The following is a 13566-nucleotide window of genomic DNA, read 5'->3' on the forward strand; positions in this document are numbered from 1 at the left end:
AACCTCGGCTGCGGTTGCCGCGGCGCGGGGATGTTCGTCCCAAGGCCGGCGGCGGCTGGAAAGGTCTTTAGTGCGGCAGGGGCCCGCGCGTAAAGCCCGCCAGATGAACCTTCGCTGGCGAACAGGGTGGACCGTTCAGAAGGCGGGGATCCCGGTAATCGCGCGGCCGAGGATCAGCGCATGGATATCATGCGTGCCCTCATAGGTGTTCACAGTCTCCAGGTTCAGCATGTGGCGGATCACCTGGTACTCGCCGGAGATGCCATTGCCGCCGTGCATGTCGCGCGCGGCGCGGGCGATATCCAGCGCCTTGCCCACATTGTTGCGCTTGACCAGGCTGATCATCTCCGGTGCGAAGCGCCCTTCGTCCATCAGCCGGCCGACCTGTAGCGAGGCTTGCAGGCCCAGCGCGATCTCGGTCGCCATATCGGCCAGCTTCTTCTGGAACAGCTGGTTCGCCGCGATGGGCTTGCCGAACTGGCGGCGTTCCAAGCCATAGGTGCGCGCCGCCGCGTAGCAGAATTCCGCTGCGCCCATGCTCCCCCAAGAAATGCCATAGCGTGCGCGATTGAGGCAGCCGAACGGGCCCTTGATGCCTTCAACGCCGGGCAGGATAGCGTCCGCCGGCAGCTTCACATCGTCCATCACGATTTCGCCGGTGGTACTCGCGCGCAGCGAAAGCTTGCCTTCGATCTTGGGCGCGGAGAGGCCTTTCATCCCCTTTTCAAGCAGGAATCCGCGGATCTTGCCGCCATGCGCCTCGCTCTTCGCCCACACCACGAACAGATCGGCGAAGGGGGAATTGCTGATCCAGGTCTTGGTGCCGGAAAGGCGGAATCCGTCCCCATCCTCCCGCGCCACGCTGCGCATCGAGCCCGGGTCGGAACCGGCATCGGGCTCGGTCAGGCCGAAGCAGCCGATCAGCGATCCATCTGCCAGTCCGGGCAGATAGCGCGCCTTCTGCTCATCCGAACCGTAAGCATGGATCGGGTGCATCACGAGGCTGGACTGGACGGATGCCATGGAGCGGTAGCCGGAGTCGACCCGTTCGATCTCCCGCGCCACCAGACCATAGGCGACATAGCCGGCGCCCGCGCCGCCATATTCATCCGGGATCGTCACGCCCAGCAGGCCTGCCTGGCCCATCAAGGGAAACAGCTCGGGCGCATCCAGCTCTTCGTCGAAGGCCGTGATTGCGCGCGGCTGCAGCACATCCTGCGCAAAACCACGCGCCGCATCGCGAATCATCCGCTCCTCGTCGCTCAACAGCGCGTCGATGGACAGCGGGTCAGCCCAGTCAAAAGGGACCATGTCGGTCATTACAATCTCCTCTAGCCCACTCTAGCGAGCGTAGAAGGGATCGCCAATGTCGGTCCTGTCAGTGGTGCGAGCGGCCTTGCTCCAGCGCCAGCTGCAGCATGTCGATCATGTGATCGGGCGGGCACGGCTTGGTGCAGGCAATCGCGGATGGATAGCGCTGGCGCATCTCTTCCGGGCTGACATGTCCGGAATGGAAGATGATCGGCACCCCGGCCTGGGCCAATGCGTCGGCCAGCGGAAACACTTCGCCATCGCTGGTGTAGACGTCCAGGATCGCGCAGTCGGGCATACCCTTGCCCAAGGCAAGAAATGCGTTCTTCTTGTCAGCGAAGGGCCCTTCCAGCTCATAGCCGAGATCCTTCACGGTCTCGGACAGATCGAGGGCGATGATAAACTCATCCTCGACGACAAGCACGGTGGGCCTCTGGTCGCTCAAAACAGCGGCGGTGGCCATATGTAACACTCCTGAGGCGCAGGGCCTCTAACAACATTCTTGCCGGGGAAACGGGGCGTGTCGGCCATGGGTTCCCCAAAGTGTCACAGTTTCCCGAACTTAGCCTCGTATGCGGCGGTATCGCCCTCAGTCAGGAGGCGCGCCTGCTCGGGCCAGTTGTCCCGCCGGATACGCCCCTGAAAGCGGCCGAGTTGCGCATCCACGCGGTCAATCTCCGCATCGTCCCACAGGGCGATCTGGGAAAAATGCGTGATGCCCAGCGAATGAAGCTGCTGCGCGAGCTTCGGCCCCACGCCCTTTATCCGCGTGAGATCGTCCTGGCCCGCGTCGCTTTCCACATGCACAGGGCGTGCGGCGGCACCCACGGCTGCACCGACCCCGCCGAGCCCTTCGGGGGTGACCGGCGGCAGTTCGTCACCCGGATCGAGCGCAGGGGCGGGCGGCGCGGAGCTGGGAGCGGCCGGGAGCGGAGCGGGAGGCGTGCGCGGCGCGTCGATCAGCGCCTGATTGCGCCGAGCCGGGCCGGTGGGCTCATCCGCCGATCGCTCCAGCGTCACACGCGTCCGGCGATTGCGGGCAAAGACCCACCAAGCCACGATCAGGCCCAGGATCAGCGCCAGCACCAGGAAAATCCAGTTCTGCTGGACCAGCTCAGCCATTTCCGTCTCTCCCCATATCCTCGCCCGATTCAGCGCGGCCCCACAGTCCCCAGCCGATTGCCAGGCCCGCCACATAGGCGACCAGCATCAGCACGATCAATTCCACCGTGATAGGCATGCCTGCTCCTTAGGGGTCCGGCCTGCAATTTGGCAATGCGCTGGCGATCAGCCCGGTCCGGGAGTGTCGACAGGGGTGGGGACGACCGGCTCCGTAGCGATTACGGAGAATTCGATCCTGCGATTTGCGGGGTCGGTCGGTTCAAGCCCCGGCACCGGATTGCGCGATCCCACGCCGCGCACCCGCAAGCCATCCGCGGGGATGCCGCGTGCGATCAGCGCCTCGCGCACGGCTTCGGCACGATCGGCCGAGAGGGCGAGATTGCCGGGTTCGGGCCCGGAGGAATCGGTGTGGCCAGTGATGGCGATGATGCTGCCGAGGCAGGGGCGGAGCGCGGCGGCCACCTCGTCCACCAGTTCGCGGCTGGCAGCGTCGATGCGGGCAGAGCTTTCCTCGAATCGGATCGTCCGCGCGCGCAGCAGCGCCTCCACGTCGTTTTGGCAATGCAGCGGATGGATCTGCGCGGTGGCGGCATCGGCCGCCAAGGTATTGCCATCGGCCCAGCGGATACCGCCGACGCCGGAGATGGCGGCGATCGCGCGTGCGAGTTTCGCACGCCGCCCGCGGTCCATATCCTCGCCGCCGCTCAGCAGCGGGTGGCGGCTGGGCAGCCCGCCGCTGGTAAAGTCGGCACGCACCGGCGCTGCGCCGAGGCTGGCGATCACCTGCTGCGCATGGGCGGAAAGGCGTGCGGCCATTGCGGGGCCGTTGGTTTGCCCGGCGACCACCGCCAGCAGGATCGTCGCAAGCGCGCCAAGAGCGATTGCAAAGGCGGGGGATCGCAGGATTGCCATGCGCCGTTCCTAGAGCGATTTGGACGAGGAAGGGAACAGCCGATGCGCGAAAGATACGGCGCGCCCCGGTTCAGGGGCGGTTGAAATGCTCCTCGATCTCCTCTGCTTCCGCCTCAACATCGTCCTCCGTGATCTTGCGGCGGAACAGCACGCGGTCTTCCGGTCCGAAACCGCGAGTCCAGATGATCCAGCTGTAGATCCCGAGGATCGCCGGGACGCCCAGCGAGAGTTCGGCCCATTCGGGTAGCAGCAGCATGAGATGGCCGACCACCACCGCCGCAGCGGCTGCCCAGATCAGCGCCCAGCGCCAGTTGTTCACCCGCTCCTGCAGGATCCGGCCCAGCATCACCGCCTTCACCACGGAAGCGACGCCCAGGGCGACCATCAGCGCGGCGGCGGCCGCTGCAGCCCGGTAGTATTCGTTGAGGTCCAGCCGATCGACCAGCAGCATGGCGCCCACGGTCAACAGCCCCTGCAGCACGATAGTCCCCACCGACACCCACAGGTTGCGCAGCCGGGCGACATAGATCAGCGCGGCTTCGGAAACCACGGCGGTGGCCGCCACCACCTCCGCCGCGAGAAGGAAGGCAAGTGCGCCAGTGCCGCCCACGAAGTTCGGCCCCACAAGCCCCATCACGGCTTCGCCGGGAATACCCAGCGCCAGCGCCACGCCCGCTTGCGCCGCAGTGATCCAGAAGCCCACCTGGCATACCTGCCGGGCGATGGAGGTATAGTCCTTCTCCTTCAGCTTGCGGGTGATCACCGGGCCGAGGATCGGCTCGAAGCTGGTCTTCAGCTTCTGCGGCAGGCTGGCGACCTGCTGCGCTACGTAATACACGCCCACCGCGCTGGGGGCGGCGAACAGGCCGAGGATGAAGATGTCCAGCCGCCGCGTGCCCCATTCGATGGCGTCGGCCCCCGCCAGCGGCAGGCCGCGCATGGTGATCTCGCGCATCCGCCTCGCCGAAGGGCGCCATCCGCTTGGGATGCCATAGCTGCGCAGATAGGGGATCGCCGCCGTGAGCAGGGCGGCATAAATCGAGACGATATAGGCAAGCGAAAGCCCGCTTTCCCGATCCACCAGATACATCGCCCCGGCCATGATCGAGATCGTCCATGGCTCCACCACGGCGCGTGCCCGGACGGTGGCGGCGATATCGAAGCGATAGGCCTGCGCGGCCAGCAGGATTTCGGTGATGGCGAGCGCGGGGATGGAAAGCACGATGAGCCGGTCGATCTCGTCGTGAATGCCGCTGGGGAACATGGGATAGGGGAACAGCCACAGCGCCAGTGCGCAGAGCGATCCTGCGATGAGCGCAAGCACCAGCCCGTCGCTCACCAGATGCGCATGGTTTTCCCGGTCTTCCCGATCGGACAGGCGCTGCGCCAGCCCGCGCTTTTCGCCCATGGTGCACAGCATGGCGACCAATTCGACGATTACGAGGGCTGAGGCGAAGCGGCCCAGCGTCGCCGCGCCGTACAGCCGGCCGGCGATGAACAGGAACGGCATGCGCGCAGCAAGGCGCAGCAGGAAGCCCACCAGATTGGTGCGCCCGCCCTTCGCCAGCGCGGCCAGATCGCCGCCCTGTGGTTCGCCCGTTGCGGTGGGTTCGGCCAAGTGGCCTAGCCTTCCGCCTTGAGCGGGCGGGCGAGCAGGGCCAGTGCCACTTCGGCCGCCGGCGCTCCGCGCAGCAGCCGGTCCACGGCATCGACGATCGGCATGGAAATGCCGTGCTTCCCCGCCAGCTCGGCCAGCACCGGCGCGGTGAAGGCGCCTTCGGCCACGGTGCGCCGATCCTGCATCAGCGTCGCCGGATCCTCTCCCTGGCCAAGCGCCTTGCCGAGCGAGAAATTGCGGCTGGAGGTGGAGGAGCAGGTGAGCACCAGATCTCCCAGGCCGCACAGGCCCGCGAGCGTCTCGCGCTGCGCACCCATCGCATCGCCGAAGCGCATCATCTCGGCATAGCCGCGCGCAATCAGCGCCGCCCGCGCATTCTGGCCGAGGTTGAGCCCGTCGACCACGCCGCAGGCGATGGCGAGCACGTTCTTCACGGCGCCGCCGATTTCGGCGCCGGCCAGATCCTCGCTGAAATAGGGGCGGAAGTTCTGCCGCGCGATAGCGGCGGACAGCCGCTCCCACTGCGATCTACCGCCGCCGCAGGCGAGGGTGACGGCGGTGGGGAGGCCGGCCGCCACTTCATGCGCGAAGGTCGGGCCGGACAGCACGGCGACTTGGCTTGCGGGTGCGATGTCGGCGGCGACCTCGTGCATCATGCGGCCGCTGCCAGCCTCGATCCCTTTGGCGCAGAGCACCAGATCGCGCGGATAGGCGGGCATCGTGCGCAGGACCGTGCCCAGATGCTGCGCCGGGGTGACGAGCAGCAGAACGTCGCAGGTGGCGGCCTCGGCGAGATCGGCGGTGGCGCGAACGCCCGGCTCCAGCTGGGCAGAGGGTAGGTAGGTGGTATTGCGGTGGGTGGCGTTAATCTCCGCCGCCAGTTCCGCTTCGCGCGCCCACAGCAGCACCTCGCGCCCGTCGCTGGCGAGCATCTGCGCCAGCGCAGTGCCCCAGGCGCCCGCGCCCACCACGCCTATCGTCGGGACCCTCATCCCTTCACTCCCGCGCCGCGCACCGGCTCGGCCGCGGGATCGAGCGGCCAGCGGGGGCGGGCGGAAATGTCGAGCGGGTCGCCCGCCATGCCCGCCTGCAGCCGTTCTATGCCGGCCCAGGCGATCATCGCCGCATTGTCGGTGCAGAGCGGCAGGGGCGGGGCGGTGAAGCGCAGGCCGTGGCGCTCGGCAAGGCCTTCCAGTGCGCCGCGCACGCTGCGATTGGCGGCGACGCCGCCGGCCACCACCAGCGCGCTGACCGGGCCCATGTGCTCCAGCGCGCGGCCGGTGCGATCGAGAATGCAATCCACCGCCGCCTGCTGGAAGCTGGCGGCAATGTCCTCGCGCCGATAGCGCCCGCTGTCCTGCGCGCGCAGCACGGCGCTCTTGAGGCCGGCGAAGGAGAAATGCGGTTCTGCGCTGCCCAGCAACGGGCGCGGCAGCGGCACGGCCGCGGCGTCGCCTTCCGCTGCCAGCCGCTCCACCGCCGGTCCGCCGGGATAGGGCAGGCCGAGGATCTTGGCCGTCTTGTCGAAGGCTTCGCCCAGCGCATCGTCGATCGTGGTGGCGAGCCGGCGATAGCGGCCTACGCCTTCCACCCGCAGCACTTGGCAGTGGCCGCCGGACACAAGCAGCAGGGCATAGGGATAGTCCAGCGCCGCATCGGCCAGACGGGGGCTGAGCGCGTGGCCTTCCAGATGGTTGATTGCCAGCAGCGGCTTGTCCCCCGCCATCGCCAGCGCCTTGGCGGTAACGAGGCCGACCATCACCCCGCCGATCAGTCCAGGGCCGGCCGTGGCAGCCACCGCATCGCAATCTTCCAGCGTCATGCCCGCTTCCGCCAGCACCTTGCCGATCAGCGGCGCCAGCCGTTCGGCATGGGCGCGGGCGGCGATCTCCGGAACCACGCCGCCATAGGGGGCGTGCGCCTCTTCCTGCGACGCGATCGCCTGCGCGACGATGCGCCGGTCATCGGTAACCAGCGCCGCCGCGGTTTCGTCGCAGCTGCTTTCGATACCTAGCACCGTCCTCATCCCGGGTTCCACTGGACGCAAATGGTGATTAGGGCAAGCAAACGCGATGACCGACACGATCCTGAAACTCGGAACCCGCCGCTCTCCGCTGGCGATGGCGCAGGCGGAAGAAGCCCGCGCGCGGCTGTGCCACGCCCATGGATGGGACGCCAATGCGGTTGAACTCGTGCCTGTGGTGGCGAGCGGCGACAAGGTGCAGGACCGCCCCCTGGCCGAGATCGGCGGCAAGGCGCTGTGGACGCGCGAGTTGGACCAGTGGCTGGAGGAGGGGCGAATCGACGCCGCCGTCCATTCGCTGAAGGATGTGGAGACGATCCGCCCGCCGCAATTCACCCTCGCTGCAATCCTCCCGCGCGAGGACAAGGCGGACCGGTTGCTGGGCGCCGCCAGCCTGGCTGCCTTGCCGCGGGGCGCCGTGGTGGGCACCAGCGCGCCGCGCCGCGCGGCGCAGGCGCTGCACGCCCGGCCCGATTGCACCGTCGTGACCTTTCGCGGCAATGTCGCCACAAGGATGGCGAAGCTCGCCGCGGGCGAAGCGGACGCTACCTTCCTCGCCGCCGCCGGCCTCGCCCGGCTCGGGCAGGAGGATGTCGGCCACCGGCTCGACCCTGCCGAATGGCTCCCCGCCTGCGCGCAGGCAGCCATCGCGCTGGAATGCCGCACGGACGATGCGCGCACACGCGAATGGCTGGCCCCGCTGGACCACGGGCCGAGCCGGGCAGAAGTCATGGCCGAACGGGCGCTGCTGGCCGGGCTGGGGGGCAGCTGCCACAGCCCGATCGCCGTACTCTGTGACTTTTCCGAAGGGATGCTGGCGATGCACGCCGCGCTGTTCAGCCCTGACGGGGCGGAGCGGGTGACGGGCGAGGCGCGCTTTGCCGCGGGCGACACGGAGGCGCCGGCGCGGCTGGCCGCCGATCTTCTCGCCCGCGCCAGCCCCGGTATCGCCGCCCATTTCAGCGGAGCGGCATGAGCCGGCCGATTATTGCCATCCGGCCCGAACCCGGCTGCACGGCCACGGTGGAGGCGGGGGAGGCTGCGGGGCTGGCGATCACCGGCTGCCCGCTGTTCGAAATCCGCCCGCTGCCCTGGTCTGGTCCGCCTGCCGAACAGGTAGACGCGCTGCTGCTGGGCAGCGCCAACGCCATCCGCCACGGCAGCGCTGCGCTGGCGGCCTATCGCGCCAAACCCGTCTACGCCGTGGGGGAAACGACGGCGGCGGCCGCGCAGTCGGCCGGCTTCCCGATCGCTGCGCTGGGCCATGGCGGGCTGCAGACGGTGCTCGCCGGGATCGCGCCGCCGCTGCGGCTGCTGCGCGTGGCGGGGGCGGAGCATGTTACGCTGCAGCCACCCGCCGGCGTCGGCATGGAAACGCGCATCGCCTATGAAAGCGTTGCCCTGCCGCTGCCGCTCGCTCTGGCGGAGCGTCTGCGGCGCGGGGCGCTGGTGCTGCTGCATTCGGCCGCGGCCGCACGCCACTTCGCCACGGAGTGCGACCGCGCCGCGGTTTCGCGTAGCTCTGTGGCGCTGGCAGCCCTCGGCCCGCGCATCCTGCAGGCAGCCGGTTCAGGATGGGGCAAGGCGCAAACTGCTCCTGAGCCGAAGGAATCGGCATTGTTGGCTTTGGCACATCAGATGTGCCATGAACCGGGGCAGTTCTGAGACGAAGCGCGCTGCGGCTGAACCGCGGGCACTTTTGCCAGGGTCGCAAAGGAAACGGATGGACTGGACCACTTCCACCCCTGAGGCGGAAACGCGCCGCCACACGCAACTGCGCACGATCCTGGGGGTCGGGCTGGTGGCGTTTATCCTTGGCGGGGCGCTGGCCGTGTATTTCCTCGGTACGGGGGCCATGCGCCCCACCGGTATCTTCGACTTGAAGGAAGACGCGGCGCCCGCGCCCACCGCTTCCCAAAGCCAGGCGATGCCGGGCGCGGAACAGACGCCGCAGTCCGCCGCCACTGAAGCCATGGCTTCGGCCGCGCGCGTGCAGCGCGTGGCGGAGCAGCAGGGCGGCATCGAACAGCGCGTGGCCGCGATGGAGCAGCGGCTTACCCGGCTCGATCTGCAAGCGCAGGCCGCCGCCGGAAATGCCGCGCGGGCGGAAGGCCTGTTGATCGCCTTCGCTACCCGCCGTGCGATCGAACGCGGTGCGCCGCTGGGCTATCTGGCGGATCAGCTGCGGCTGCGCTTCGGCGACGCGCGGCCCAATTCGGTGCGCACGGTGATCGAAGCCGCGCAAAACCCGGTGACGCTGGACCAGCTGCTTGCCCGGCTGGACGGGCTTGCCCCCGTGCTGGGGCAGGTGCCCGCCAAGGAAGGCGCGCTGGACTGGATCTCCCGCGAATTTGCCGAACTGTTCGTGATCCGCAGCGAGGATACGCCGTCCCCCGCCGCGGAGAACCGGCTGGAGCGGGCGCGCATGTTCCTGCAGAGCGGGCGGACCGAAGCCGCCGTGGCCGAAGTGCAGCATTTGCCCAACGCCGCCCGCGCGGCAGGCTGGATTGCCGATGCGAAACGCTATGCGGCGGCCCAGCGCGCGCTGGAACTGCTGGAAACCACCGCCATTCTCGAACCGCGCGAGCTCCGCGATGGATCGGGCAACGCGGTGGAGCAGCCGAGCCCCGCCGTAAGCGGCAATTGAGGCTGGCGGCGCGGTTCAGCCGCGCAGCAACTCCGGCAGCTCGCCCGATACGCCCCGTGCCTCGTCCATGAACCAGCGCTTCAGGGCGGGGGTGCGCTGCACCGCCCCCATGCCCAGCCGGCGGATCGCGCTGGGCAGGCGGCCGGGAATGCCGAACAGCCGTGTCAGCGCATCGGTGGCGGACATCACGGCGAGCGAATCCAGCCCGCGCCAGCGTTCGTAGCGCTTCAGCACTTGCGCATCGCCGATGTCCAACCCCAGGCGCATACCGTCGGTCAGCACCTGTACCAGCGCTCCCACATCGCGCAGGCCAAGGTTGAGGCCCTGTCCGGCGATCGGATGCATGCCATGGGCGGCATCGCCCACCAGCGCCAGCCGCTCCGCCACGATGCGGGCGGTATGCTGGAAGCTGAGCGGATAGGACGAGCGCGGGCTGTTCAGCTGCACCGCGCCCAGCACGCCGTGCATCCGGCTTTCGACCTCATGCAGGAAGGCCCGCTCGCTCAGCGCCAGCACGCCGGCGGCATCCTTTTCCGCCACCGTCCACACCAATGCGCTGCGATGCTGCCCTTCCGGCCCGTCCAGCATCGGCAGCAGGGCGAAGGGACCGGCAGGATAGAAGATTTCCCAAGCGACATTGCCATGCGGTTTTTCGTGGTCCAGCCCGACGATCATGGCCCGGTGGTGATAGTCCCACCGCGCCAGCGCCAGACCGGCTTCGTCGCGCGTGGGGGAGCGGCGGCCCTCGGCAGCGATCATCAGTCGCGCTTCCAGCCGGCTCCCGTCCGCCAGCGTCGCCGCCACGCCGTGGGCGCCGCGCTCCCGCGTCTGCACCTGTGCGGGGGCGTGCCAGGCGATCCGCTCTTCCTCTGCCGCGGCGGCGAACAGCGCCTTGCGTAGGCTGAGGTTGGAGAACATGAATCCCAGGGAGCCTTCATGCGGCTCGGGCCGGAAATCCAGCCGGCCGGGCTTCATCCCGTCGGTCACCGCGATCGAGTCGATCGGGCAGCCGAAGGGCGCCAGTTGTTCGCCCAGGCCGATATTGGTGAACAGGTTCCAGCTGGCGGTGGAGATGGCGCTGGCGCGTCCGTCGAACCCTTCCGCCGTAAGGGCGGCCGGATCGGCCATGTCCACCACGTGGCTGGTCAGGCCCTTGCGCGCCGCGGCCAGTGCCATGGTCATGCCCACGAGGCCGCCACCGAGGATGAGGAGATCGCGCTTGTTCGCCATGGCCGCCAGCCCTAGATCGTGCGGCACGATGCGCGCAAGCATGATCCACCTTCCCCCCTGGCTGATCGCCCTGCTGGCAGCCATGCTGGCCTCTTTGACGGCGGTTCCGGCGGCGGCGCAGCTTGCCGCACCCGTCCCCGCGAAAGGCAATCACATTGCGGCCGAACTGGTGGCCGATGGGGCGGCCCGGCGCGGGGAGACGCTGTGGCTGGCGATCCATTTCACGCCGCAGCAAGGCTGGCACGGATACTGGTCGAACCCGGGCGATGCCGGATACGGGATGGAACTGGCGTGGAACCTGCCCGGAGGCTGGAGCGCCGGCGAACCCGATTATCCCGTGCCGCAGACGCTGGTGGTCAACGATCTGATGAACCACGTCTATGAAGGCGATTATGCCGTGCTGGTGCCGGTCTCGGTGCCGCAGGATGCGCGCCTCTCCGGGCCGCAGCCGATCGAATTGAAGGCGGATTGGCTGGCCTGCACGGAAGAAATCTGCGTGCCCGAAAGCGCGGTGCTGACGCTGCGCGTGCCGGTGGCGGCGGATGCGCCCCGCGATCCGCGGTTCGAACAGTGGCGGATCGACCTGCCGCCGCTGCTGGACAGCGAAGCCAGCTTCACCATCGGCAAGGACACGGTGGGCATCGCCATTCCGCTTCCCGCCAGCCTCGACCTTGTCGATCCGCATGTGTTCATCGGCGAAACGCAGCTGGTGGACTATGCCGCGCCGCAGGTCTTCTATCGCGATGGCGATCTGCTGGTCGTGCAGCTGAAGCGCAAGGGGCTGGCAGAGGGGGCGGAGAAGATCACCGGCATCCTCAAGCTGGATGCGGAGCGTGATGGGCTGCGTTTCGTCGCCGTGCCGGGCGATGTGCCGGCGGGCGGCACGCTGGTTGCCACCAGCAATTCCGCCCCGTCGCTCGCACCGCTGTGGGTGCTGCTGGGCGGTGCGCTGCTGGGCGGGCTGGTGCTCAACCTCATGCCCTGCGTGTTTCCGATCCTCAGCCTCAAGGCGATGACGCTGGCCCGTGCCGGCGAGAGCGCGGCCGGGGCGCGGCGCGAAGGGGCCGCCTATTCGGCCGGGGTGATCCTTGCCTGTCTCGCCCTCGGCGGGCTGCTGCTGGCACTGCGGGCGGCGGGCAGCGAGATCGGCTGGGCCTTCCAGCTGCAACAGCCCGGCGTGGTGCTGGCCCTGCTGGTGTTGGCGGTGGCGATCGCCGCCAACTTTGCCGGGCTCTATGAACTGCCCTCGCTATCCTTCACCCGGGCGGGCGGGCGATCCAGCGCCTTTGCCACCGGCTTGCTGGCGGCTTTCGTGGCCACGCCGTGCACCGGACCGTTCATGGCGGCGGCACTCGGCGCGGCGTTGCTGCTGCCGTGGTGGCAGGCGCTGCTGCTGTTTGCCGCCATGGGGCTGGGGCTGGCGCTGCCCTTCCTGCTGCTCGGCTTTATCCCCGCCTTCCGCCGCATCCTGCCCCGGCCCGGCCGGTGGATGGAAACCTTCCGCCGCATCATGGCGATTCCCATGGGGCTGACGGCGCTGGCGCTGCTGTGGCTGCTCTGGCGGCTGGCGGGGCCGCTCTATGCGGCGCTGGGCCTCGGCATGGCGGCGGCGCTGCTGGTATTGCTCGTGGGGCTGCGCCGCGGTGCGCGGGGTCCGGTGTTCGCCGCGCTGGCCGTCGCGGCCGTCGGGCTGCTGCTGCTGCCGCAGGCTTATGCCCCGCCGGCGGCAAACGGGGATGAGGGCGTCCTCGCCGCGCGGCCCTACAGCGACGCCGCGCTGGCCGAGGCGCGCGCTTCCGGAAAGCCCGTGTTCCTGTGGTTCACCGCTGACTGGTGCCTGACCTGCAAGGTCAACGAAAATGTCGCCATAGAACGCGAGGCGACCCGCACCGCCTTCGAGAAGGCGGGCGTGGTGGCGATGCGGGGCGACTGGACCCGTCGCGATCCGGAGATCACCCGCTTCCTCACCGCGCATGGCGCGGCGGGCGTTCCGCTCTATCTTTGGTATCCCGCGGGGAAGGAAGGGGAGGTGCTGCCCCAGGTGCTCACGCCCGACAGCCTCACCGCTCTCGCCACCACCGGCGGCTGAGCTAGCCTTCGGGCTTCTGCTCCGCTGCTTCGGCCTGCTGTACCCGCCCGCCGGCCCGGCACCACCGGACGAATTCGCCCGGGATGCGGCTGCCGGCAATCGCCAGCGTACCGCCGCCGGGCAGCGTCGCTTCCAGCTCCCGCGCGCCGGTGAACACGTCGAGTTGCGGATCGGCGGCGGGCTCTGCCCCTTCCCAGCGCCATTCGCCATCCGCCAGCGTGGCGTCCAGCTTGAAGCGGGAGATCATGCCATTGCCGATCACCGGGAATAGCGCCTTCTCCCCCGGCCGCGCGGTGACGTGGCGTATGACATGCAATTGCGGTGGCGTTGCACGCAGGTTGCATTCCAGCGTGAGGAAGGGTGCCTCGCCCGTTTTCGCATAGTGGATCGCCTGCCCGTTCGGGCTGACGGACCATGTCGCCCCATCCACATTGGGCGAGGCCAGCGGATTTTCTGCGATGTGCCGGGCATCCTCCAGCGAGATCCGCTCCGGCTGCAGCGGTGCCGCGGCCTCCTCCCGGCAGGCGGAGAGGGCGAGGAAAGTAACCGGAATCGCGAGGAAAATCGGACGCATATGCAGCGGCCATAATCAACCACGAGCGCGCCGACCAGAG

General features: G+C 68.8%; 14 protein-coding genes. 4 read left to right on the top strand and 10 right to left on the bottom strand.

All coding sequences use genetic code 11. The annotated features are described in order from the left end of the window. Positions 1-135 precede the first annotated feature (135 nt). The 8 genes from AEB_RS06795 to tsaD form a co-directional block, all read right to left on the bottom strand. Positions 136-1320, bottom strand: a complete 1185-nt coding sequence (locus tag AEB_RS06795) for an acyl-CoA dehydrogenase (RefSeq protein ID WP_231958945.1) — start codon at positions 1318-1320, stop codon at positions 136-138. Positions 1321-1378: 58 nt separating this feature from the next. Then, positions 1379-1774 carry a response regulator gene (locus AEB_RS06800; RefSeq protein WP_119082506.1) on the bottom strand — a complete coding sequence of 132 codons (396 nt, stop codon included), beginning with the start codon at positions 1772-1774 and terminating at the stop codon, positions 1379-1381. A gap of 83 nt (positions 1775-1857) precedes the next feature. Beyond that, positions 1858-2433: a hypothetical protein gene (locus AEB_RS06805; RefSeq protein WP_119082507.1), complete on the bottom strand. Its 576-nt coding sequence runs from the start codon at positions 2431-2433 to the stop codon at positions 1858-1860. Then, on the bottom strand, positions 2426-2551 hold the full coding sequence (locus tag AEB_RS18525) for a hypothetical protein (RefSeq protein ID WP_269461556.1): 126 nt from the start codon (positions 2549-2551) through the stop codon (positions 2426-2428). The genes AEB_RS06805 and AEB_RS18525 overlap by 8 nt, the downstream gene beginning before the upstream one ends. A gap of 47 nt (positions 2552-2598) precedes the next feature. Then, positions 2599-3345 carry an OmpA family protein gene (locus AEB_RS06810; protein ID WP_119082508.1) on the bottom strand — a complete coding sequence of 249 codons (747 nt, stop codon included), beginning with the start codon at positions 3343-3345 and terminating at the stop codon, positions 2599-2601. Positions 3346-3415: 70 nt separating this feature from the next. Beyond that, positions 3416-4963, bottom strand: coding sequence for a lipopolysaccharide biosynthesis protein (locus tag AEB_RS06815; protein WP_231958946.1), 1548 nt, complete (start codon positions 4961-4963; stop codon positions 3416-3418). 5 nt (positions 4964-4968) lie between these two features. Beyond that, positions 4969-5955 carry an NAD(P)H-dependent glycerol-3-phosphate dehydrogenase gene (locus AEB_RS06820; protein ID WP_119082509.1) on the bottom strand — a complete coding sequence of 329 codons (987 nt, stop codon included), beginning with the start codon at positions 5953-5955 and terminating at the stop codon, positions 4969-4971. Then, the gene (gene tsaD, locus AEB_RS06825; protein WP_119082510.1) at positions 5952-6989 is read right to left on the bottom strand and encodes a tRNA (adenosine(37)-N6)-threonylcarbamoyltransferase complex transferase subunit TsaD; all 1038 of its coding nucleotides are present in this window, start codon (positions 6987-6989) and stop codon (positions 5952-5954) included. The genes AEB_RS06820 and tsaD overlap by 4 nt, the downstream gene beginning before the upstream one ends. A gap of 46 nt (positions 6990-7035) precedes the next feature. On the opposite strand from tsaD, the gene hemC reads away from it, so the two are divergent. From hemC to AEB_RS06840, 3 genes are read left to right on the top strand one after another with little or no spacing between them, the layout of a single operon-like run. Next, the gene (gene hemC / locus AEB_RS06830; RefSeq protein ID WP_119082511.1) at positions 7036-7962 is read left to right on the top strand and encodes a hydroxymethylbilane synthase; all 927 of its coding nucleotides are present in this window, start codon (positions 7036-7038) and stop codon (positions 7960-7962) included. Further along, a complete protein-coding gene (locus AEB_RS06835) occupies positions 7959-8651 on the top strand; it encodes a uroporphyrinogen-III synthase (RefSeq protein ID WP_119082512.1) in 693 nt (230 codons plus the stop codon). Before hemC ends, AEB_RS06835 begins: the two co-directional genes overlap by 4 nt. A 58-nt stretch (positions 8652-8709) precedes the next feature. Further along, the gene (locus AEB_RS06840) at positions 8710-9633 is read left to right on the top strand and encodes a hypothetical protein (RefSeq protein ID WP_119082513.1); all 924 of its coding nucleotides are present in this window, start codon (positions 8710-8712) and stop codon (positions 9631-9633) included. Positions 9634-9648: 15 nt separating this feature from the next. Here AEB_RS06840 and AEB_RS06845 read toward each other — a convergent pair whose 3' ends face one another. Beyond that, positions 9649-10863 carry an FAD-dependent monooxygenase gene (locus AEB_RS06845; protein WP_119084508.1) on the bottom strand — a complete coding sequence of 405 codons (1215 nt, stop codon included), beginning with the start codon at positions 10861-10863 and terminating at the stop codon, positions 9649-9651. Positions 10864-10903: 40 nt separating this feature from the next. On the opposite strand from AEB_RS06845, the gene AEB_RS06850 reads away from it, so the two are divergent. Then, positions 10904-12952 (top strand): protein-disulfide reductase DsbD family protein, encoded by a 2049-nt coding sequence (locus AEB_RS06850; RefSeq protein ID WP_231958947.1) that lies wholly within the window; start codon positions 10904-10906, stop codon positions 12950-12952. A 1-nt stretch (position 12953) separates the two neighbouring features. Here the strand turns inward: AEB_RS06850 and AEB_RS06855 are convergent, their stop codons facing one another. After that, positions 12954-13526, bottom strand: coding sequence for a hypothetical protein (locus tag AEB_RS06855; protein ID WP_119082515.1), 573 nt, complete (start codon positions 13524-13526; stop codon positions 12954-12956). Between the last annotated feature and the right edge of the window lie 40 nt (positions 13527-13566).

Origin of the sequence: Altererythrobacter sp. B11 (assembly GCF_003569745.1) — a bacterium.
GTDB lineage: Bacteria > Pseudomonadota > Alphaproteobacteria > Sphingomonadales > Sphingomonadaceae > Croceibacterium_C.

Excerpts from the sequence above, each read along its gene's own strand:
- AEB_RS06810 (WP_119082508.1), bottom strand. The coding sequence starts at position 3,345 with ATGGCAATCCTGCGATCCCCCGCCTTTGCAATCGCTCTTGGCGCGCTT.
- AEB_RS06845 (WP_119084508.1), bottom strand. The coding sequence starts at position 10,863 with ATGGCGAACAAGCGCGATCTCCTCATCCTCGGTGGCGGCCTCGTGGGC.
- AEB_RS06795 (WP_231958945.1), bottom strand. The coding sequence starts at position 1,320 with ATGACCGACATGGTCCCTTTTGACTGGGCTGACCCGCTGTCCATCGAC.
- tsaD (WP_119082510.1), bottom strand. The coding sequence starts at position 6,989 with ATGAGGACGGTGCTAGGTATCGAAAGCAGCTGCGACGAAACCGCGGCG.
- hemC (WP_119082511.1), top strand. The coding sequence starts at position 7,036 with ATGACCGACACGATCCTGAAACTCGGAACCCGCCGCTCTCCGCTGGCG.
- AEB_RS06840 (WP_119082513.1), top strand. The coding sequence starts at position 8,710 with ATGGACTGGACCACTTCCACCCCTGAGGCGGAAACGCGCCGCCACACG.
- AEB_RS06800 (WP_119082506.1), bottom strand. The coding sequence starts at position 1,774 with ATGGCCACCGCCGCTGTTTTGAGCGACCAGAGGCCCACCGTGCTTGTC.
- AEB_RS06850 (WP_231958947.1), top strand. The coding sequence starts at position 10,904 with ATGATCCACCTTCCCCCCTGGCTGATCGCCCTGCTGGCAGCCATGCTG.
- AEB_RS06820 (WP_119082509.1), bottom strand. The coding sequence starts at position 5,955 with ATGAGGGTCCCGACGATAGGCGTGGTGGGCGCGGGCGCCTGGGGCACT.
- AEB_RS06855 (WP_119082515.1), bottom strand. The coding sequence starts at position 13,526 with ATGCGTCCGATTTTCCTCGCGATTCCGGTTACTTTCCTCGCCCTCTCC.
- AEB_RS06835 (WP_119082512.1), top strand. The coding sequence starts at position 7,959 with ATGAGCCGGCCGATTATTGCCATCCGGCCCGAACCCGGCTGCACGGCC.
- AEB_RS18525 (WP_269461556.1), bottom strand. The coding sequence starts at position 2,551 with ATGCCTATCACGGTGGAATTGATCGTGCTGATGCTGGTCGCCTATGTG.
- AEB_RS06805 (WP_119082507.1), bottom strand. The coding sequence starts at position 2,433 with ATGGCTGAGCTGGTCCAGCAGAACTGGATTTTCCTGGTGCTGGCGCTG.